The organism is Microbulbifer pacificus, from assembly GCF_033723955.1.
GTDB classification, from domain to species: Bacteria; Pseudomonadota; Gammaproteobacteria; order Pseudomonadales; family Cellvibrionaceae; genus Microbulbifer; species Microbulbifer pacificus.
Genome location: NZ_CP137555.1, coordinates 380,955 through 401,819, shown reverse-complemented (window position 1 = coordinate 401,819; position 20,865 = coordinate 380,955). Strand labels below are relative to the sequence as shown.

20 protein-coding genes are annotated in these 20,865 nt (G+C 58.7%); 15 read left to right on the top strand and 5 right to left on the bottom strand.

Translation table 11 applies throughout. The annotated features are described in order from the left end of the window. Positions 1-27 precede the first annotated feature (27 nt). Both R5R33_RS01690 and R5R33_RS01685 read left to right on the top strand, forming a co-directional pair. Complete coding sequence (locus R5R33_RS01690) at positions 28-1,725, top strand: nitrilase-related carbon-nitrogen hydrolase (protein ID WP_318954352.1); 1,698 nt, start codon at positions 28-30, stop codon at positions 1,723-1,725. Continuing rightward, on the top strand, positions 1,725-2,471 hold the full coding sequence (locus tag R5R33_RS01685; RefSeq protein ID WP_318954351.1) for a hypothetical protein: 747 nt from the start codon (positions 1,725-1,727) through the stop codon (positions 2,469-2,471). Before R5R33_RS01690 ends, R5R33_RS01685 begins: the two co-directional genes overlap by 1 nt. A 6-nt stretch (positions 2,472-2,477) precedes the next feature. Here the strand turns inward: R5R33_RS01685 and R5R33_RS01680 are convergent, their stop codons facing one another. The 4 genes from R5R33_RS01680 to R5R33_RS01665 form a co-directional block, all read right to left on the bottom strand. Next, complete coding sequence (locus R5R33_RS01680) at positions 2,478-3,260, bottom strand: GntR family transcriptional regulator (protein ID WP_318954350.1); 783 nt, start codon at positions 3,258-3,260, stop codon at positions 2,478-2,480. Between the two features lie 69 nt (positions 3,261-3,329). Next, positions 3,330-4,274, bottom strand: coding sequence for a polysaccharide deacetylase family protein (locus R5R33_RS01675; RefSeq protein ID WP_318954349.1), 945 nt, complete (start codon positions 4,272-4,274; stop codon positions 3,330-3,332). Next, on the bottom strand, positions 4,271-5,257 hold the full coding sequence (locus R5R33_RS01670; RefSeq protein ID WP_318954348.1) for a polysaccharide deacetylase family protein: 987 nt from the start codon (positions 5,255-5,257) through the stop codon (positions 4,271-4,273). Before R5R33_RS01670 ends, R5R33_RS01675 begins: the two co-directional genes overlap by 4 nt. After that, positions 5,257-5,922 (bottom strand): isochorismatase family protein, encoded by a 666-nt coding sequence (locus R5R33_RS01665; RefSeq protein ID WP_318954347.1) that lies wholly within the window; start codon positions 5,920-5,922, stop codon positions 5,257-5,259. The genes R5R33_RS01670 and R5R33_RS01665 overlap by 1 nt, the downstream gene beginning before the upstream one ends. 192 nt (positions 5,923-6,114) lie before the next feature. Between R5R33_RS01665 and R5R33_RS01660 the strand changes: the two genes are divergently transcribed. The 11 genes from R5R33_RS01660 (at position 6,115) to R5R33_RS01610 (ending at position 16,145) form a co-directional block, all read left to right on the top strand. Next, complete coding sequence (locus tag R5R33_RS01660) at positions 6,115-6,780, top strand: hypothetical protein (RefSeq protein WP_318954346.1); 666 nt, start codon at positions 6,115-6,117, stop codon at positions 6,778-6,780. A gap of 16 nt (positions 6,781-6,796) precedes the next feature. After that, positions 6,797-7,453 (top strand): glutathione S-transferase family protein, encoded by a 657-nt coding sequence (locus tag R5R33_RS01655; RefSeq protein ID WP_318954345.1) that lies wholly within the window; start codon positions 6,797-6,799, stop codon positions 7,451-7,453. 369 nt (positions 7,454-7,822) lie between these two features. Next, positions 7,823-8,134 carry an REDY-like protein HapK gene (locus R5R33_RS01650; protein WP_318954344.1) on the top strand — a complete coding sequence of 104 codons (312 nt, stop codon included), beginning with the start codon at positions 7,823-7,825 and terminating at the stop codon, positions 8,132-8,134. A 42-nt stretch (positions 8,135-8,176) separates the two neighbouring features. Then, positions 8,177-9,031 carry an SDR family NAD(P)-dependent oxidoreductase gene (locus R5R33_RS01645; protein ID WP_318954343.1) on the top strand — a complete coding sequence of 285 codons (855 nt, stop codon included), beginning with the start codon at positions 8,177-8,179 and terminating at the stop codon, positions 9,029-9,031. A gap of 24 nt (positions 9,032-9,055) precedes the next feature. Further along, positions 9,056-9,955: a polysaccharide deacetylase family protein gene (locus tag R5R33_RS01640; protein ID WP_318954342.1), complete on the top strand. Its 900-nt coding sequence runs from the start codon at positions 9,056-9,058 to the stop codon at positions 9,953-9,955. Next, complete coding sequence (locus R5R33_RS01635) at positions 9,955-10,788, top strand: HpcH/HpaI aldolase/citrate lyase family protein (protein ID WP_318954341.1); 834 nt, start codon at positions 9,955-9,957, stop codon at positions 10,786-10,788. The genes R5R33_RS01640 and R5R33_RS01635 overlap by 1 nt, the downstream gene beginning before the upstream one ends. Before the next feature lie 20 nt (positions 10,789-10,808). After that, complete coding sequence (locus R5R33_RS01630; RefSeq protein WP_318954340.1) at positions 10,809-11,327, top strand: MaoC family dehydratase; 519 nt, start codon at positions 10,809-10,811, stop codon at positions 11,325-11,327. Between the two features lie 28 nt (positions 11,328-11,355). Next, positions 11,356-12,528 carry an acyl-CoA dehydrogenase family protein gene (locus tag R5R33_RS01625; RefSeq protein ID WP_318954339.1) on the top strand — a complete coding sequence of 391 codons (1,173 nt, stop codon included), beginning with the start codon at positions 11,356-11,358 and terminating at the stop codon, positions 12,526-12,528. After that, a complete protein-coding gene (locus tag R5R33_RS01620) occupies positions 12,528-13,721 on the top strand; it encodes a CaiB/BaiF CoA transferase family protein (RefSeq protein ID WP_318954338.1) in 1,194 nt (397 codons plus the stop codon). Before R5R33_RS01625 ends, R5R33_RS01620 begins: the two co-directional genes overlap by 1 nt. A 40-nt stretch (positions 13,722-13,761) precedes the next feature. Continuing rightward, complete coding sequence (locus R5R33_RS01615; RefSeq protein WP_318954337.1) at positions 13,762-14,877, top strand: CaiB/BaiF CoA transferase family protein; 1,116 nt, start codon at positions 13,762-13,764, stop codon at positions 14,875-14,877. Positions 14,878-14,969: 92 nt separating this feature from the next. Beyond that, positions 14,970-16,145, top strand: coding sequence for an aromatic ring-hydroxylating dioxygenase subunit alpha (locus R5R33_RS01610; RefSeq protein ID WP_318954336.1), 1,176 nt, complete (start codon positions 14,970-14,972; stop codon positions 16,143-16,145). Between the two features lie 133 nt (positions 16,146-16,278). Here R5R33_RS01610 and R5R33_RS01605 read toward each other — a convergent pair whose 3' ends face one another. Further along, a complete protein-coding gene (locus tag R5R33_RS01605; protein ID WP_318954335.1) occupies positions 16,279-17,733 on the bottom strand; it encodes a sodium/proline symporter in 1,455 nt (484 codons plus the stop codon). Positions 17,734-17,943: 210 nt separating this feature from the next. Here R5R33_RS01605 and metK point away from each other — a divergent pair, with 210 nt between their 5' ends. Both metK and ahcY read left to right on the top strand, forming a co-directional pair. Beyond that, positions 17,944-19,161: a methionine adenosyltransferase gene (gene metK, locus R5R33_RS01600; RefSeq protein WP_318954334.1), complete on the top strand. Its 1,218-nt coding sequence runs from the start codon at positions 17,944-17,946 to the stop codon at positions 19,159-19,161. Positions 19,162-19,288: 127 nt separating this feature from the next. Further along, the gene (ahcY, locus tag R5R33_RS01595; RefSeq protein ID WP_318954333.1) at positions 19,289-20,671 is read left to right on the top strand and encodes an adenosylhomocysteinase; all 1,383 of its coding nucleotides are present in this window, start codon (positions 19,289-19,291) and stop codon (positions 20,669-20,671) included. The last annotated feature ends 194 nt before the right edge of the window (positions 20,672-20,865 follow it).

Here is a 20,865-nt window from a genome sequence, read left to right as displayed (position 1 = left end):
TCACTCTGTCATCGGATGGAAGCAGCTATGCCAAAGGTCGCCGCCTTGCAGTTCGCCACGGGTACGGATATCCCGGAAAACCTCAACACTTGTCTGCGCATGATCGATAGTGCCGCCGCGGGTGGTGCGCAGCTGATGGTGCTGCCGGAATTCTGCAATCACATTTCCTGGTACCGGGACAGGGAGCGGGCCTGGAAGTGTGCCCTGGATCTGGACGGCTCCTTCCTCGGCGCGATTGCCGAGCGTGCGCGCCACTACCGCAGTTACATACTGATCAATGTCTCACTGCGACGTAAATCACCGGTAATCACGGTGACATCGCTGCTGTATGGTCCCGAGGGAACCCTGCTCGGCGAAGCGGACAAGCAGAGCCTGATGGGGCACGAAAACGATTTTTTTGTGCCGGCCACCCGGGCCGGCGGTCTGGTGGAAACCGAACTTGGCAAAATCGGTTTTATCGCCTGCCGCGACGGTATCAGCTTTGAACCTTCAAGACGCTTGGCTCTGGCCGGTGCTGACATATTGTGTAATTCCCTGAATTCCTTTGCCTTCGATGAGGCCAGCCTGCACGTGCGGGCGAGGGCGGCGGAAAACCGCCTGTTTATGGTGGCTGCAAACAAGGTCGGGCCTCTGGTGCCGGTTTCGGATTTGCAAATGGTCAGCGCGATGACTGCGATTCCCGAGGCATTGCTTTACGGTGCCGGCGAGAGCCAGGTGGTTGGGCCGGATGGTCGCCCGGTTGTCGCTGGCCTGCGCGGGAAGGAGGAGGTGATTTTTGCAGATATTCCCGAGCGCGGTGAGCGGTTGCAGTTGAGCCTGGGCGCGCTGGCGAGGCGCCGGCCCCTCATTTACCAGCCCCTTGAAAAATCCGCTGAGGACCCGACTTCCGTTGCCGCAGAGCAGATAGGTGTAGCCCTGGTTGACCCGCAAGGTGTGGGGCTTGCGGCCATCGAGCGCGCCGCGGACCTGGTGCGCGAGTTACCTGGCAATATCGAGCTGGTGCTGCTGCCGGCGATTTTCCCGCAGCGCGATGCCGCGAAAAACTGGTCGCGGACCGCGGCGCTTTGCCGTGAGGCGGAGGCGCGGCTGGTGGAAGTCTGTCGAGACAAGGGGCTTCAGGTCTGTACCAGCGTGATCCAAGAAGGTGAAAACAGCTGGCAGCATCTCGGGGTTTTGCTGGATGGTACTGGTCGCCGTATGGCCCAGCCGCAATTGCATCGCTGTCCGCTGGGCTTGGCCCCGCGGGGTCGCGAACTGCACACGGTGGATTTGCCCTGGGGGCGTGTTGCGATTCTGGTGGGAGACGACGGCCTGCACCCGGAGCTTGCGCGCATGGCTGCGCTTGATGGTGTGCACTGCCTGCTGATGCCGCTGGGCGCGGAAACGGCGGGCATGGGTAACAAAAAACGCAATCTTTCCCTGCTGTTTTCTGCACGAGCTGCGGAAAACCGAGTGTGTGTTGCCGCTGCCGCTCACGGCGCGGAAGGCGGCGTGCTGGCGACCCTGGAGCGGGAATTTACCCTGATGGAGCCGTGGCAGGAGCGCCGCTTCGACGGCAATATCAATCATCCTCTGGTTACCCCCCAGGGTGGCGAAGTCACCATCGCCACGCTGCACCCGTGTGCCGCGGCCAACAAAATGATCTCTGCCAACACGCACCTCCTGCGCAGCCGCGCGCATACATCGACAAAACGATTGCTGCTAACCGCTGAAGAGGTGGTTTGATGGCGGGCGGTGGCAAGACTGCTCCCATCGCACAGGGAGAATACGAATATCTGTGTGATGGAAACCCGGTGCCGGTTTTTGAGCACTGGTCACTATTCCGATTGGGCGAAAAATTTGTTTTGCATAGCGCGCGCGAGATCCCCGCGTTGTCGGTTTTGATTTCGGCGCGTGCACAGGTGGCAGGGGGGGAGATTCTGCGCTGCCTGCTGCGCTGGTGTGATATGGGACGGCAGAAAAGTATTGCCGCGTCCAGTTATCGAGCATTGGGCAAAGGCATCAATGGCGGCGTATATCGCGTTCGCGGTGCCGGTATCGAGACCCGAAGCGTTTCTGCCGAGGGGGCGTTATATTTTCCGCTGCTGCGTATTTTCGCGGGGCAGCTGCTCGGTGCGCTGGCGGCACAGGATCAGGCGGAGGCGCGGGTTCTGGTGCCCTGGATTCACGATCCAGCGCAGGCCGCAAAACTGTTTGAGCCGGAAATTTCCCTGCGCCGCGTGCGTTTTCTGCAATCCGTGGACGCGGGGGTGTCGGGCCGCACATGGGACAGCTTTGAATATTCGGGCGGTCAGTACGACGGCGGGGCGGTTTACGATCTGGCTGACGGGCTGTTGCAGGAATACCACTGGCAACAGGGCCAAAGTCATTGGACGGTACGGCTTAAAAATCTGCAGGGGAGCTGGCCGGGCGAGGAGCTATGGCCTCACGCCATTGCTCCCGCTACGCCTGTCGACAGACTAGAGACCTGAGCCTACTCAGAGTTCGTCTGTCTTCAGGTCCATCTGGTATTTGAAGCGGTCCGGGTGATACAGCACGTGCATCAGGTCCACCAGCTGCTCCTTGCCGTTTACCTTGGTGAAAGAGCGGCGAGTGAGGCTGAGCAGTGGGGCGCCCACGGTGGTGGCCAGTTCACGGGCGCTTTCACTGGTGGCTGCCTCGGCGCTCAGGGTCTGGGTTACATGGGTGATTTCCAGTCCCTGCTTGCGGAAGATTTCCAGTCGCGGTGTCTTGGCAAATTGCTTGGCGTTTACCTTGCGTGACAGTCCCGCTGTCCAGCTGACGTAATAACCGAAGGGCGCGCCATCGCGGGAGCGGGTACGTTCCAGCAGCAGTGCGGTTTCGCCAGTGCCGAGACCGAGTTCCTCGCGAATTTCCGCCGGCGGCTGCAGCATTTCACAGCTGCGTACGTCCACGTCGGAGTGACGGGCCATACTTTCAATTTCCTGCAGCATACCTACCAGCGGTGCTTTTACCGGCTGTTGCTTGTATTCGTAGGTGACGTGGGTGCCCTTGCCGCGGCGCCGCTCCACCAGGCTTTCTCCGGCCAATTCATCCATGGCGCGCTTGGCGGTAATGCGGGAAACACCGAATGCCTCTGCCAGCTGCAATTCCGTCGGCATCTGGTCACCGCGCTCCAGGGTGCCGTTCAGAATGGCATTTTTCAGCAGCGCATACAGCTGGTAGTAGAGTGGCGCGTGCGACTCTTCTTTCAAAGATTCCAGCTGCTGTTTGCTGAACAGTGTGTTTACGGCTTCCATAGTGTGCATCCTTGACCCGGGCGAAAGCGCATAATGATATAACATTCTATGTCAAATGCCAGCCGCGCCTCAGGCGGGCTCCAGTTCGGGCTGCGAACACTGTTGCAGCAGGCTACTTGCAGACGCGCTGAACACGCCGTGCTGGGCGGTGACAAATTCCAGAATGCGCTCCAGGTAAGCGATACGGTGCGGCTGCCCCAGCATCCACGGGTGGATGTTGAGGGCGAGGATGCGGCCTCCCTGATTGCGCGCCTCGCTGAGCAGGAAGCGGCAGGCATCTTCGACCTGCTCCGCGTAGGAGGTTTCCGAGTGCTGGTTCATGCGCAGGATAAACTGGTCTTCCAGTTCGGTTGATAGCGGCATGGCCCACAGATCGCCGCTGCCGGTACGGAAGCGATAGGGCATATCGTCGTTGACCCAGTCACAGAAATATTTAATCCCGTGCTCGGCCAGCAGTGCCGGGGTGTTTTCGCTGTGGATCTTGCCCGGGCTCAGCCAGCCGGTTACCGCCTGTCCACTCGCTTCGCGCAGGGTTTCGAGGGTTTTGCGGATCAGCAGTTGTTCTTCATCGCGTGGTTGACCGCCATAGTGGGGGCAATCCATATTCCAGCCGTGGGCGATAATCTCATCGCCCCGTTCCCGCAGCATGTGCATCAGGTAGGGGGTGCGCTCCGCCAGCTCGCCGTTGATCGCGAAGGTCGGGCGCACGCCGTAGCGGTCAAGTGCGCGCAGTACACGGAAAATACCCACGCGGTTGCCGTAGTCCCGCAGGGAAAAATGCCGCAGGTCCGGGTAGGACATGGTCATGCCGCCGGGTGGTGGAAAGGGAATGCCGCGCTGGTTGAGCGGGAAAAACTGCAGGCTGACATTCACCCACAGCGCGAGCTTGCCCTCGGCCCACTGCACAGGTGGGCGGTCGGTGAGCATCTGCCAGTCGTAGTAAGCGTGGTCCATGCCGTAGTGGCGTTCGGGATACTGGAGGTGTTCTGGCCCAAGGCCTTTCTGGTTGCTCATGGGCAGGTTACCTCTTCGCTGGCCAGAGTGCTCTGGGCCGGTGTGCCTTTGGTCTGGATGTCCGCGCGCGCCGCTTCGTAGTAATGCTGCAGGTAATATTCCGCAATTTCGCGGCCGGTGGTCACCCACACATCGGAGTGGCCGGTAATGTATTCGAGGGCTTCCTCGAACGCGCGCAACCGGTGAGGGCAGCTCACCTGGTAGTTGTGGGTGGGGATACACATGACGGTGCCGCTGTCGGTGCCTTCCTGATACAGGCGGTCGAAATTTTCTTTCAGCATCTTGCCGTAGCGGCGCGGTTCGACCTTGTTCACCACATAGGCGATGGTGTCGTTCATTTCCAGCGAGTAGGGCACCGAGACAAAGCGCTTGCCGCTGCGCAGGTTGATGGGAGTAGGCTGGTCATCGTGGAACAGGTCGCAGGTATAAAACCCGGCCTCATCCCCGAACATTTCCGTACCGACTTCCGCAAACAGATCCAGGGTGTCTTCCGAGTGGGACAGGGCCGGCGCCAGGTAGCCCGCGCACTTCTGCCCGGTATGTCGATAAATGCTTTCCATCGAGTCTCGGATCATGTCGCGTTCCTGCTCGATGGACATGCCGTAGGTGTAGCGGGTGTTGTAAATCCCGTGACTGAAAAACTCCCACTGGCGTTCGCGGCACAACTCGATGATTTCCGGGTGGTGATCGCACAGCGCTGTAGACAGGGAAATGGAGCCGCGGACTCCGTACTTGTCGAGCACCGCCATCTGGCGCATATGTCCGACACGGTTGCCGTAATCGCGAATGCTGTAGCCGGGCACTGCCGGGCTCGGCTGTGGCCAGGCTTTGCGGTGTGGGTTTGCCGGCGGATTCAGTTCGTAAAACTCAATATTGGGAGCGACCCAGAAGGCCACCCTGGCGCCGTTCGGCCAGGTGATTTTGGGCCTCTGTTGATAGGGCCAGTAGTCATAGAAACCGGGATCGGCTTTTTCGTTCGCCATTACTCACCTCGTTCCAGCCACTGGAAGACTTCGGCCACATCCACCACGTCGGCATATTTCAGTGAGAGATCGGTCAGGTTGGCGTAGTGGTAACTCTCGTGTTTATCCGCCACGCACTCCTCGGGAACAATGGTACGGTAGCCGCGGGAGAGGCTGTCTATCGCGGTGGCGCGGATGCAACCGGAAGTGGAGCCACCGGTCAGGATGATCGTGTCTACCTGGTGCCATACCAGCAGGGACTGCAGCTGGGTCTCAAAAAAGGCGCTGGGCATTTTTTTGCAGTAAATGACATCGCGCTTGCGGTCAATTTCCAGGCGGTCATCGAACTCGCTGCGGGTGGAATCGAACTTGATGTTCTGCAGGGAGTCGGGGGTGTCGGTGCGTGTGCCCCAGATGCCGGCGTCTTCCCCGGAATCCATGTAGGCCACGTGGGTCCATACCACCGGCCAACCCTTGCTGCGGAAGCTCTTCGCCAGTTCGTTAATGTAGTGGAGCTGGTTCGGATCGGTTTCGTAGGCCGTCTTGAACAGATCGGTGCGGGTGTAGGCCTTCTGCGGGTCGATATTGACCAGTACTGCCTTGCGCCCGAATCCGAAGCGCTTGCGCGCCGGGTTGGCTTTGACTTCCAGGTAGAGTTCTTTGGCCGTTTTGGTTGTTGTTTCCATTGGCTACCCCTGAGCAGTGGCTGGATTGAATTTGTTGTTTTAATTGTAATTGTTGATATAAAGGTATATCAATATATCTAATACGGCAATGCGCACTGGAGCCGGTTGTCCTCTGAGGACCCCAGACGCAAGGGTTGCCTGCCGTTATCGTTCTGGCGATATTGTTACCTCAACTAAAAAGAATTAACCAGCATGAGCGCGTACCTGTTTGTAAAGCTGTTGCACAACCTGTGCTTTGTTTACTGGCTTGGGGGGGATCTCGGCACCTTTTATGCGAGCCGCTATGTGACCCGTTCCGACTTGTCGCCACAGGCGCGGACTACCGCGCTCACCATCATGATGGGATGTGACCAAGGGCCGCGCTTTTGTATGCCGCTGATCCTGCCCCTGGGATTGCAGCTCGCGCATATGAGTGGCCAGATGCCGGTGGCGAGCGTATGGCTGTGGCTGGCGTGGGCCTTCTGTCTGGGCTGGCTGCTATTGGTGGCCACCTTGCACTTTGCCCACGGCAAGGCGTTTGTGCCGGCGCTGACCCGGTTCGACTTCTATCTGCGGGTGGTGATCATCGTTGCGCTGCTGTCACTGGCCGTCTATGCGCTGGTCACCAACGTGATCCTCGCGTCAAACTGGCTTGCCATCAAGCTGGGGATCTTTGCGCTGCTGGTGCTGTGCGGGCTGATGATCCGGGTGCGCCTGAAATCGTTTGGTGCAGCCTGGGGTAAGTTGATGTCCGGTGACGACAGCGATTCGGTGAACGGGACCATTCGCGGTTCCATTGCCTCCTGTCGGCCGTTTGTTTACACCATCTGGGTGGGGTTGCTGGCAAATGCCGCCTACGGCCTGCACCTGATTTACTGATTGCGGGAGATCTGCTGTGAAACTGTACAACCTGCCTCATTCCCCCTATGCCGCACGGGTGCGAATCCAGATTCGCCTGCAGAATCTGCCGGTTGAGGTGGCGCCACCGCCGGTGCCCCTGCGTACAGAAGCGTTTATGGAACGTTTCCCGCTGGGCAAGGTACCGGTGCTGGAGCTCGACGGTGGTGAAACCATTGCCGAAAGCTGGGCAATAATGGAGTACCTGGCGGAGGTCAATGCTGAGGGTGGCAGTGCGCTGCTCCCCGGGGATGCCCTGGTGCGGGCGCAGATGCGCATGCTCGGGCGCTATGCGGATCTGCATCTTGCGGTAAATGCGCTGTTCCCGCTGTTCCGGGCGGCCATGGGCACTGCGGGTGATACTGCCGGGATTGCGCAGAACCTGCGCGCAGAGCTGGCTAAAGGCGAGCGCCTGCTGGCCAGCTTCGGTGATGCGGAGCGGCCGCTGCACCTGGGGGATATCGCACTGGCGCCCACCATGCTGTACCTGCACGAACTGGCGCCGCTGGTGGGCATTGCCGATCCGCTGGCGGAATTTCCCCGTTTCGCGGGCTGGTGGAAGTGGGTCAACAGTTTTGCTCCGGTGCGCGAGGTGCTGGAAGAGGTGCGCGTTGCCTACCACGCCTTTATCGAAGGTCTTGCCGCCAAGGCTTAGGCCCTGCTGCTTATCTACTGCTGTTCACTTAACTTAATTGCGGGAGAAGGTGTCGCTGCCGGGTGCGGTCTTGCGAGACCTTCCGCGAGAGGGGCCGAAGGCGCCGCGAATACATGGAGCGGCCGGGCCACCTCGCGGAAGAGCCCCCATGGATGGGTTGAGGGGGAGCGCCTAGCTCGTGTCTCGCAAGACCGCACCCGGTGGCGACACCGCCACTCATCTCTTCTTTGTAACTGTCCTGTTGTGCCGAAGTGTGGGCGTTTTCGCAGCATTCTGAAGTGGCGCGCGCTATCAAATGTTATATTGACATAACATTAGCTCAAGAATACGATGGTCAGACCATAATGATCATCAAGCGGAGGCGCTACCGTGACTACCACTATCGTTGTGCTGTTCAACCTCAAGCCGGGCGTCAGCCCCTCCGATTACGAGCAGTGGGCGAGGACGACCGACCTTCCCACCGTGCGCAATCTCAACTCCATCGATCAGTTTTCCGTGTTGCGTACCACCGGCCTGCTGGGCTCGGAAGTACCGGCGCCGTATCAGTATGTGGAACTGCTGGTGGTGAAGGATATGCAGCAGCTGGGTGCGGATGTATCCAGCGAAACCATGCAGAAGGTTGCCGCGGAGTTCCAGCAGTTTGCGGATAACCCGCAGTTCATGCTGACCGAAATCGTCTGACCAGAACCCGTCTTTACAGAGACATTCCCGAGGAGACGCACCATGACAGAAGTGCAGGGTAAGTACCCGGAACTGGCAGGCAAGGTGGCGGTGATCACCGGTGCCGGCCGCCGCAAGGGGCTCGGTGAAGCCATGGCGAAACGCCTGGCAGCGGAAGGCGTGAAAGTGGTGCTGACGGATATCGGCCACGCCGCCGGTGAAAACATGCCGGAGCAGGCGGTGGGCACCAGCGCGGAGATGGAACAGATCGCGGCGGAAATCCGCGTGGCCGGTGGCGAGGTGGCCACCTATGCCTGCAATGTTCTCGAGCCCCAGGAAGTCCAAGCCGCAGCGGAGTTTGCCCTGGGGCATTTCGGCAGCCTGGATATCTGGGTCAACAACGCCGGTATCGGTTACCTGATGGAACCGATCGTGGATATGGCCGTGGACAAATGGGATGCGGTGCTGGGGGTCAACCTGCGGGGGACCTTCCTCGGTATCAAGTACGCGGCGGAGATCATGCTGCGCCAGGGGCGCGGAGGCCGGATTATCAATATCGGCAGCCAGGCGTCCAAGTCCGGCTTTGCCCACGCATCCGCCTATACCGCGTCCAAACACGGCATGGTGGGGCTGACGCGCTCGGCGGCACAGGAGTTGGGGCCGGCTGGCATTACCGTGAATACCATCTGCCCGAACCACGTGACCACCGGTCTGGGTGCCTGGCAGAACGCGCATTTTTCCGAAGTGACCGGCAAGGGCTACGACCGCTATATGGACGATATGCGCGCGCGCATACCACTGGGCCGCCCCGGACTGCAGGAGGATATCGCCAAGGCCTGTGCCTTCCTCTGCTCCGATGAAGCGTCCTACATCACCGGCGAGGCGATGAACGTCTCCGGCGGTGAGGAATATCACTGAGTCAGTAACGAGAGTGTGTCGGGCATGAGCAAAAAGGTTTTGTGGCCGGGGGATGCCCGGCTCGCACTGTCGATTGTGGTGAATGTGGAGGAGGGCTCCGAGAGTACGCTGCTGGACGGCGACCGTGGCCCTGAACCCGTCGACGAACTGGGGGTGGCGCCGCGCAAACCGATCCGCGCGCACGCCAACGAAAGCAATTACGAGTACGGCGTCCGCGAGGGCTGGCCGCGTATTCAGGCGCTGCTGGAGCGTTACCAGGTGCCGGCTACTTTCTGCGCGGCAGCGGTAGCCCTGGAGCGGGCACCACAGATCGCACGGTTTATTGCCGAGGGCGAACACGAAGTGTGCAGCCACGGCTATCGCTGGCAGCACCAGTTCGGTATGGATGAAGACACCGAGCGCAAATTCATTCGCGATGCCATTGCGTCGATTAGCAAAACCACAGGGCAGCGCCCCCGTGGCTGGCTGAGCCGCTATCTGCACACCGACAACACCCGGCGCCTACTGCAGGAGGAGGGCTTCGATTACCACATGGACGACTACAGTGCCGACGAGCCTTTCTGGGCGCCGGTGCAAGGGTCGGACAAACCCATGCTGGTCTTGCCGTACGCCATCGACTCCAACGATATGAAATTCTGGACCGCGCCGTCGCTGACGCCACAGGCGTGGCTCGATTACGCCTGTCGTACGCTGGATACCCTGCTGGCGGAGGGTGCCGAGCGCACGCGCATGATGTCCCTCGGCCTGCATCTGCGCATTATCGGCCGCCCGGGGCGTATTGGCGCACTGGAAGAGTTCCTGCGCTACGCCAAGGCCCAAGACGGTGTCTGGTTTACCACCCGCGCGGCGATCGCCGATGCGTTTGCCGCAGAGGTTCCACCATCGCAGGTGCGTGAACCCCTGCGCGGCTGGGAGCACTTCTGATGTTTACCGCGCGCAGCCTGTTATTTGTGCCAGGACATCGCCCGGACCGCTTTGAGAAGGCGCTGGATAGTGGTGCCGACCTGGTGTGCATCGATCTGGAAGATGCGGTGCCTTTGGCTCAAAAGGGGGATGCCCGCACCGCGGTGTGTGGGTTTCTGGAGCGCTGTGAGCCTGCATTGCTCGAGCGAATTGTGGTTCGCGTCAGTGCCGCAAGCAGCGATGAGGGCAGGGCGGATCTCTACGCGCTTTTGCATGCGCGCTTGCCCGCGCGGTTGATGCTGGCGAAAACCGAAAATGCCGAGGAGATCGCGGAAGCGTCGAGCCTGCTGGGGCAGCCGGTGCGCTGGATCGCATTGATCGAGAGCGCCTCCGGCCTGCTGGGTATGGAACGCATCTGTAGGGATTGCTCGCTGGATGCGGTGATGTTTGGCGGTGGTGACTTTGCGGCGCAGGTGGGCGCAGAGTTTGCGTGGGAGCCCCTGCTGTGGGCGCGTTCGCAAATGGCGGTGATTGCCGCAGCCTATCGCCTGCCGGTGATCGATGTGCCGTTTCTGGATGTGCGCGACGTGCAGGGACTTGAGGCTGAAACCCGCCGCGTGTCTGCCCTGGGCTTTTCCGCCAAGGCGGCGATTCACCCTTCGCAGATCGAGGGAATCCATCGCGGCTTTGCGCCGACTGCCGATGCCCTGAACCAGGCACAGAAAATCGTGCGTGCATTCGAGCAGGCACAGGGTGGCGCAGTCGTGGTAGAGGGGCGCATGGTGGATCAGCCCATCGTCGACAGCGCACGCAAGCTGATCGCGCGTGTGCGCACCGAAAAAGAATTTGTGTAAACCGCAGTGGAATCTTAGCTATGGCTGGAGAAGTAAAGCAGGTCGGTGAAAACCGCTACCGTGAGACCTTTGGGCGTTTCTTTGACGATTTCAAAGTGGGTGATATCTACGAGCATCGCCCGGGGCGCACCATTACCGAAACCGACAATACCTGGTTCACGCTGCTGACCATGAATACGCATCCTGCGCATTTCGACAAGGTATATGCGGCGGGTACGGAATTTGGTAAGCCGCTGGTGTGCAGCCCGTTCACCGTAGCGCTGATGGTGGGGATGAGTGTTACCGATATCAGCCAGAAGGCGATCGCCAACCTGGGCTGGGACGATATCCGTATGACCGCGCCATTGTTTGTGGGCGATACGCTTTATGCGGAGTCGGAAGTGCTGGAAAAACGCGAATCCAAATCGCGCCCGAACCAGGGCATCGTCACCGTGCGCACCCGCGGCACCAAACAGGACGGTACCGAGGTGTGTTCCTTCGTGCGCAAAGTGCTGGTGTGGAAGCGCGGAGCGGAAATGGAAGACAAGGTTAATTATTGATCCGGGCGAGCAGTAACAGGAGGCAGCAATGAGCTGGACCGCAGAAGATGAGGCCGCGATTCTCGATACCATAGACCGCTTCGTGGCCAACGAAGTTGCACCGATTGCGCGGGAAAAAGATCTCGCCGATGAGTATCCACACGAGCTGGTGGAAACCATGAAATCCCTGGGACTGTTCGGTGCCACCATCGGTGAAAACTACGGGGGCCTGGCGCTGTCCGCCGCCACCTATGCGCGTATCGTGCAGAAAATTTCCGCGGTGTGGATGGCACCCGGCGGCATTTTCAATTCCCACCTGATCATGGCCGCCGCCATCGAGCGCTTTGGTACCGAAGAGCAGAAGCAGCGCTTCCTGCCTCTGATGGCCGAAGGCACCCTGCGCGGCGGTATCGCGCTGACGGAGCCCAATGCCGGTTCGGACCTGCAGGCAATCCGCTGTGTGGCCAGACGCGATGGTGACGAATACGTGATCAACGGCAGCAAGATGTGGATCACCAACGCCATGAACGGCAACTGCCTGGGCCTGCTGGTGAAAACCGATCCCAATGCGGAGCCCCGCCATCGCGGTATGTCGCTGTTTGCCATTCGCACTAAGGACGATGCTGGAAATCTGCTGCCGGGGATTACCGTCAACAAAATCAAGAAGACCTGCTACCGCGCCATCGATACCGCGGAAGTGGTGTTCGAGGATTTTCGCGTGTCCGTTGAGGATCTGGTCGGCGGTGAAGAGGGGCGCGGTTTCCATATGGCGGTGGGTGGTCTGGAACTCGGCCGTATCAACGTGGCCGCGCGCGGTGCCGGTATCGCCCAGGGTGCGCTGAAGCTGGCGGTGCGCTATGCCACCGAGCGGGAAACCTTTGGCAAACCGATCATCCAGCACCAGGCCATCCAGCTGAAGCTGGGTGAAATGGCGGCGAAGGTCGAGGCAGCAAAGCTGCTGGTGGAACAGGCGGCGCGCATGTACGACAGCGGCCAGCGCTGTGACATGGAAGCGGGTATGGCCAAGTATTTTGCCAGTGAGGCCGGCGTCTTCTGTGCCCAGGAAGCCATGCGTATCTTCGGCGGCTACGGTTTTTCCACCGAGTATGAGATCGAGCGCTACTACCGCGATGCCATGCTGATGTGTGTGGGCGAGGGCACCAACGAAATGCAGCGTATCATCATCGCCAAGCAGTTGGCGGCGCGCGAGGCGGCGCTGTAATGCAGACGAAGCCACTGGCGGGCATCCGCGTCATTGCCGTGGAGCAGTATGGAGCCGGTCCCTTCGGCTCCATGCAGCTGGCGGACATGGGGGCCGAGGTCATCAAGATCGAAAACCCCACCACCGGCGGCGACGTCGCCCGCCAGTCCGGACCCTATTTTCTGGGGGATAACGACAGCGATTTTTTCCAGACCTTCAATCGCAACAAGAAGAGCTTAACGCTGGATCTGAAGAGTGCGGAAGGGCGGAAGATTTTCGAACGCCTGGTGCAGAGCGCCGATATCGTGATGAACAACCTGCGCGGTGACCAGCCGGCAAAACTGGGGCTGGATTACGACAGCCTCGGTGCGGTAAAGCGGGAAATTATCTGCGGTCATCTCTCTGCCTATGGTCGCGACAACGATCGCGCGGGCTGGCCCGGTTACGACTACCTGATGCAGGCAGAGGCGGGCTTTATGGACCTGACCGGGGAGCCGGGAACACCACCTGCGCGCTTCGGGCTGTCGATGGTGGACTTCATGAGCGGAGTAATCCTCGCCATGGGGATGCTCGGTGCACTGGTCGGTGTTTTGCGCGGCGGCGCCGGGCGCGATGTGGATGTAAACCTGTTTGATGTGGCGGCCACCCAGCTGACCTATCCCGCTACCTGGTATCTCAATCGCGGCCATGAAACCGCGCGCGTGCCGCGCTCCGGCCACCCGTCGACCGTACCCTGCCAGATCTACCGCAGTGCCGATGGTTGGGTGTTTGTCATGGCGATGACGGAAAAATTCTGGCAGATCCTGGTGGAGGGACTGGACCGCGCAGATCTGTTGGCTGACGAGCGCTTTGCCACGGTGGCGGCGCGCCGTAAGCATCGGGAGATTCTCACAGAAATTCTCGATGGCGAATTCATGCGCGCGCAGAACGCCCACTGGATGAGAGTTTTTGCGGGTCGTCTGCCGCTGGCGCCGGTAAACAGTTTTGCCCAGGCCATGGACAATCCCTGGCTGGCCCAGACCGGCATGCTGCAGTCGCTGCCCCATGTTGACAATAGTCAATTCAGAGTACTGGCAAGCCCGTTAAAATTTGACGGAAACAGGCCCTCAGGAACCGGCTGTTCCGCACTTGGTGCAGACAGCGAGAACCTGCTGCTCGGGCTCGGTTATTCCGCTGAAGAAATTGCAGTCTGGAAAAACGGGCAGGTTATCTGAGCTGGGCGTACCACTGTGCTGACCGGAGGCAAATCGCCCAATGAAGCTGCAAGGCATACGTGTTGTCGACCTTTCGCTCTTTTTGCCGGGGCCGCACCTGACCATGATGATGGCGGATCACGGGGCCGAAGTGATCAAGGTGGAGCCGCCCTCTGGTGAGCCGACGCGTCATATCGGGCTGCGTAAAAATGGCGAATCGGTGTGGTTTCGCAACACCCACCGGGGCAAGAAAAGTTTGTGCCTCAATCTCAAGGACGAGGCGCAAAAAGCGCAATTGCTGGCGCTGATTGACAGCGCCGATGTGTTTGTCGAGGGCTTCCGTCCAGGCGCAGTGGCCCGCCTGGGTCTGGACTACGCCACCCTCAGTGCGCGCAATCCCAGTCTCGTCTACTGCTCCATTTCCGCGTTTGGCCAGACTGGAACCAAGAGCCAGAAGCCGGCGCACGATCTCAGTATCCAGGCTGATTCCGGAACAGTTTTCCTCAATGAGGGTGCCGATGGCGAACCCTGTTCCCCCGCGATGCCGGTGGCGGATATGACGGCGTCACTGATGGCGCTTTCCGGCATACTCATGGCGCTGCTGCGACGGAAAGATACCGGGCGAGGGGACTATCTGGATATTTCCATGCAGGACAGCCTGGTGGCCTGGTTGCCCAATGCCCTTGGCCCGGTGTTTGCGGAGAATCGCTCGCCGGTCGTCAAACAGGAGCGCTCCTGGGGCGGCAATGCCATGTACCGAATCTATCGCACGGCAGACGGTCGCCATCTGACCCTGGGCGGAAGTGAACTCAAATTCGCGGAAAACCTGTTCCAAAAACTGGGAAAACCGGAGCTGGCAGAAATCTGCGAGCGTTCCCCCGGCGAGCAGCAAGAGGCGATCGAGTTTCTGCAGCGGGAATTTTCCACGCGTACCCTGGCGGAATGGAGCCTGTGGTTTGACGGCCTCGATGTCTGCTGGTCACCTGTTCGCCTGTTGCACGAGGCATTGGCGGAGGAGCACCTGTGGCAGCGGCAGATGGTATTTGAAGACGGCGAAGGCAACCGTCATCTGGGGGTACCGATCAAATTCCTGCACGAGCCCGCCAGCGTGAACACCCAGCTGCCGAAACTGGGCGAGCACAATCAGAGTCTGTTGCCTTTGGCGCAGGCAATCTGACGGAAAAAATTACACATAAATATAAAACGAGTGATCTCACTGGCGCGAAGGCGCGTACACAGGCAGATCAATAACACACTGAGGTGGTAATCATGCTGACGAACCTTTGGTATGTGGCTGAGTGGTCCAAAGCGGTTAAAGACAAACCCGTAAGGGCCAAACTGCTGGGGCAGAACTTTGTCCTGTTTCGTGACAAGAGTGGTAAGGTCAACTGCCTGAGTGATGTGTGTATTCACCGCGGTGGTTCACTGTCCAAGGGCTTTACCACCAAGCGCGATTGCGTGGCCTGCCCCTACCACGGCTGGGAATTCGATGCTGAAGGCAAGGTGCAGTTCATTCCTTCGCGTGGGGAGGGTGCACCCATTCCCGAGCGTGCGCGCATCGACGCCTACCCCACGGAGGAGCGCTACGGCATGATCTGGGTGTTCCTCGGTGACCTGCCCGAAGAGGAACGCTATCCCATCCCGGAATTCCCGGAGTATGAGGACAAGGCCAACTGGCGTGCGGTGGATGTCGAGTACAGCTGGACCGGTTCCGTGGATCGCGTGGTCGAGAACGGTATCGACATTGCGCATACATCCTTTGTGCACCCCGGTTTCGGCTACCAGGAAATGGCCGACAAGAATGAAATCCTCAAAGTGGATCGCGGCGAATACTGGGGGTCATCCGACAACGTGCTTTACCCGCCGCAGCTGGAAGGCAATTTCGGTCTGATGAAACTGTTCCGTGCCGACAAGGCGGCCACTTATGTGAGCCCGGCATTTTATCTTCCGGGGCATTGCGTGCGCCTGCACATCAAGGTCAATTCCTGGATGGAAATGATCATATTCGATGCCAATACGCCGGTTGATGAAACTACCACGCGCTCGTTTGCGGTGCAGGTGCGCAATTTCTTCAAATGGCCAATGTTCGACAACGGGGCGAAAAAACGCACGCGCAAGGTATTTGGCGAAGATGGCGATATCGTGGCGGAGCTGTCACCCAACTACCTGCCCGAGTCCCTCGAACACGAAGTATCCGTTGAGCAGGACAAGTTCATGAGTGCCTGGCGAATGATTCGCCGCAAGCATATCGAAGAGAAAGGCTGGAAAATCGACACCAAGGCGATGAAGCCGTTTGAGGGCGAAAAGGTGTTCACCATTCCCTCGCCGTCACGTCGTACCAATCCGCATTTCAAGTGGGCATTGGATACGGTGCCGTTGGTACCCCCGACCCGTCGCAGCGCGGCGACCCAGGCTGAAGACTCATCGGCAGCGGAGCCGGCCTGAAAGCGTAAATAAAGCGTAAATAAGGGAGGTTGTATATCTACAGCAAAAGCCGCGCATAAGCGCGGCTTTTTTTATGCCCCTGACCTTTTTATTCCGATCAATTGGGAAGCACAGTGATATGCCGGTAGTGTGGTTAATTGACGGTCCTTGTTGCTGCCTTTTGCTTGGACCTTGTAGACGCTGCCATTTTCAGCGAGGGGAGAAACAGTACCAGTAACGCTGTGCTGAACGGGATCAGGCGTTCGGCCCAGTCGCCAGTGGTGTTCGGCAACAGTGACAGTATTACGGCGAGTACAAAACCGGTCGCGATGGAGCGCAATACCGCCGCCGGTGACAGTTCCGCACTCGCGAGCCGCGCCAGTATGGTCGGCGCAAAGGCAGATCCAATCGCGATCCATGCAAACAATACGCGTTCGAAGATGGTGGCGGGCAGGTACAGTGCGATCAATACTGCCAGAATCGATACGCCCAGCATGGACAGGCGGGATAACAGCAGTTCCCTATGCGGCATCAGGCGCTGCAGTTTCAGGTCATAGGAAATGGTTGAGGCCACCACCAGCAGCATGCTATCGGCCGTCGACATAATGGCTGACAGCACTGCCGCCAGCAGAACCGCGGCCCCAAACGGAGGCAATAGCTGGGTCGCTAATTGAAAAAACAGCGATTCCGGGTCCTGCAGATCTGGTACAAGTATCCTGCCCATCAGTCCCAGGCTATACATGCTGAAAAATATAATAGATAACCAGCCGATGGATAATATTTGTGCCTGCTTGAGCGCACGCTCGTTTCTCAATGCCATAAAGCGATTGAGCAGGTGCGGTTGCCCCAGTGTGCCGATGCCGATGGCAAGATTGCCAAGCGCGAAGCCGAGTGCAGCGAGCCCGGTATTTGCTCCGCTGAGCGACAGTGATTGCGGGGTGAAAACGCCGGCTTGTCGAATTTCCTCCCAGCCACCGATATGGTGAAACGCCACTACCGGTAGCAGTATCGCTGCCACCAGCATAAGCCCACCCTGCAATGTGTCCGTGATGCTCGCGGCCCAAAAGCCCCCCAGGAAGGTGTAAATGGTGATAACGGCGGCACCGAGAATCAGGCTTTCGATCAATGGTCTGGCGAAGGCGGTGGAAAAGGTGGTGGCGGCGCCCTGAAATTGCGCGGCGATATAGAACACAAACGACAGCAGAATCACGATGGAGGCAAGCAATTTGATCTTGCGGTTTGCATCGTGGTTTGCGGGCGCCGGGTCATCGGCGAGAAACGCGGTAAGCGTGATTTGATCCCTGGCGCGGGTATGCCGCATAAGCCGGGGTGCAATCCACAACCAGGCTGTGGCGCAACCGGCAATGGCTCCCGCCACAATCCAGATTGCGGAAATACCCAATACAAAAGCCGCACCGCTCATTCCCAGGAGCGTCCAGGCAGAAGCGCTGCTGGCGCCGTAGCTGATGGCCGCCACGATTGGGCCCAGGTTGCGGCCACCGAGAAAATAATCGGTGGTGTTCTTGGTTCGTTGTTGGGACCAGAAGCCAATCAGCAGCAGTACTGCCTTGTAAGCAATTAGCGTATAGAGCGCGACCATAATGTCCATGCGGTATCCCGTTGTTTTTATTGATAGCGCAATTTTCTTATGTATTCACAGTAGGCGAAATTTCGTTTCCACACGATTTTGCGAAATATCAAAAAACATCTATATCAAAATATTTTGATGCAGGTTCTTGTGGGTAGACTGGGTACATGGAGTCGTGAGGAGGTGTTTCTCACGCCCTTGAATGAGTCAATAAAAAGGAAAACCCCCCCCATGTCTGAATATACCGTTTTTACTTCGGAATCCGTTTCCGAAGGTCACCCGGACAAAATGGCCGATCAGATTTCCGATGCCGTATTGGATGCGATCATTGCGCGCGATCCTCACGCCCGTGTGGCCGTCGAAACTGTCGTCAAAACCGGGCTTGCAATGTTGGCTGGTGAGGTCACTACCAGTTGTTATGTGGACCTGGAAGACGTGGTACGCGACGTCATTACCAACATTGGATACAACAGCTCCGAAGTGGGCTATGACGGTTCCACCTGCGCCGTTCTGAATGCGATTGGCAAGCAATCGGTGGATATCAACCAGGGTGTTGATCGCGCTAAGCCGGAAGACCAGGGCGCTGGCGACCAGGGACTGATGTTCGGCTACGCCACCAACGAAACACCAACCCTGATGCCGGCGCCGATTTACTACGCGCACCGCCTGGTTGAGCGGCAGGCGTACCTGCGCAAGAAAAATATACTGCCGTGGCTGCGCCCGGATGCGAAAAGTCAGGTGACCTTCCGTTACGGTGAAGATGGCAAACCGGAAGCGATCGATGCCGTCGTGCTCTCTACCCAGCACGCGCCGGATATTTCCCAGGAAGACCTGAAAGCGGCGGTGATGGAGAACATCATCCTCGAAGTGTTGCCAGCCGATCTCCTGCATAAAGACACCCGCTACCACATCAATCCCACCGGCAACTTTGTCATTGGTGGCCCGGTAGGGGATGCCGGTGTCACCGGCCGCAAGATCATCGTAGATACCTACGGTGGTATGGCGCGGCACGGCGGCGGCGCTTTTTCGGGCAAGGATCCCTCCAAGGTGGATCGCTCCGCCGCTTACGCCGGGCGCTATGTGGCGAAGAACGTGGTGGCGGCGGGGCTCGCCGACCGCTGTGAGGTTCAGGTTTCCTATGCCATCGGCGTGGCAGAACCCACTTCGGTTTCCGTGAATACGTTTGGTACTGGAAAGGTGAGCGACAAGCAATTGATCCAGGCGATTCGCGAAGTCTTCGACCTGCGTCCCTACGCGATTACCCGTGTGCTCAATCTCCAGCATCCCATGTACCAGCTCACGGCCTCTTACGGTCACTTTGGCCGCGAGCCTTTCGAGCACACCTACACCTGGAAAGAGGGTGGGGAAGAGAAGCACGCAACCTTCACCGCGTTTACCTGGGAGAAAACCGACAAGGTTGACGCCCTGAAGCAAGCTCTCGGTATTTGAATGGATGGCCCGGCACTGAGAGTGTCGGGCGTTACCTGGACCAAGCGAACTGACGAATAACCGGCGCAGAGAGCGATACTCGGGCATTGCATCGAGCATCGCGAATTGCGCGCAAATGGATATGAATATGAGTAATTTCAACGACTACAAGGTTGCGGACATCGCGCTGGCGGACTGGGGACGCAAGGAAATCGCCATTGCCGAAGGTGAAATGCCGGCACTGATGGCGCTGCGCCGAAAATACCAGGAGTCCCAGCCTCTTGCCGGTGCGAAGATCATGGGGTGCATCCACATGACCATCCAGACCGCGGTGCTGATCGAGACACTGGTGGCATTGGGTGCAGAAGTGCGCTGGTCATCGTGCAATATTTTTTCCACGCAGGATCATGCCGCCGCCGCCATCGCCGCTGCGGGTATTCCGGTGTTTGCCTGGAAGGGCGAGACAGAAACCGAATTCTGGTGGTGTATTGAGCAGACGATCCTCGCGGAAAAGGACGGAGAGACCCCGTGGGATGCAAATATGATCCTGGATGACGGCGGCGATCTGACCCAGCTCTGCCATGAAAAATACCCGGCGCTGCTCGACAAGATTCACGGCATCAGTGAGGAAACCACGACCGGTGTTCACCGCTTGCTGGAAATGCTGGAAAAGGGCGAGTTGAAAGTACCGGCCATCAATGTGAACGACGCGGTGACCAAGTCGAAGAACGATAACAAGTACGGCTGCCGGCACTCTCTCAGTGATGCCATCAAGCGCGGTACGGATCATCTTCTGTCCGGTAAGAAAGCGCTAGTCATTGGCTACGGGGATGTAGGCAAGGGTTCCGCGGCGTCGCTACGTCAGGAAGGCATGATCGTCAAGGTCACGGAAATCGATCCTATCTGTGCCATGCAGGCCTGTATGGACGGTTTCGAAGTGGTTTCGGCCTACAAGGGCGGGATCAATACCGGAGAGCTTGCTGATATCGACAAGGTGCTGTTGGGCACAACGGACCTGCTTGTCACCACCACAGGCAATATAAATGTCTGTGATGCAGCCATGCTGCAGAGCCTGAAAAACGGCGCGGTGGTGTGCAACATCGGCCATTTTGACAACGAGATCGATACGGCGTTTATGCGTGAACACTACCAGTGGGAGGAGATCAAGCCACAGGTGCACAAGGTGTATCGGAATCGCGCAAAAAATGACCACTTGATCCTGCTGTCGGAAGGACGCCTGGTCAACCTGGGTAATGCCACAGGGCACCCCTCGCGCATCATGGATGGTTCTTTCGCCAATCAGGTGCTGGCCCAAATGTATTTGTGGGAGCGCAAGTTTGCCGATCTACCGCCAGTGGCAAAGCCCGGCCGGCTCTACGTGAAGGTCCTGCCGAAGAAGCTGGATGAGGAAGTGGCGAAAGATATGGTCGAAGGTTTTGGCGGTGTGATAACCCGTTTGACGCCGGCCCAGGCTGAGTACATCCACGTAAGCGTAGATGGCCCCTACAAGCAGGAAAGCTACAAGTATTAAGCCTTAGTCCGGCGCCTTTACGATAACAGACACCCCTCTGTGCCAAGCACGGTAGGGGTTTTCTTGTTTTTGCGGGCCGGTTTTTCGCATGTCCTACTTCGTGTAGTGAATGAGCCCAGATTCAGTGCGAAAAGGCTGATATCAGGGAAAAGGTGCCAGCTTATTGTGCAGTGCAAAAATTGGTCAGTTGGAAA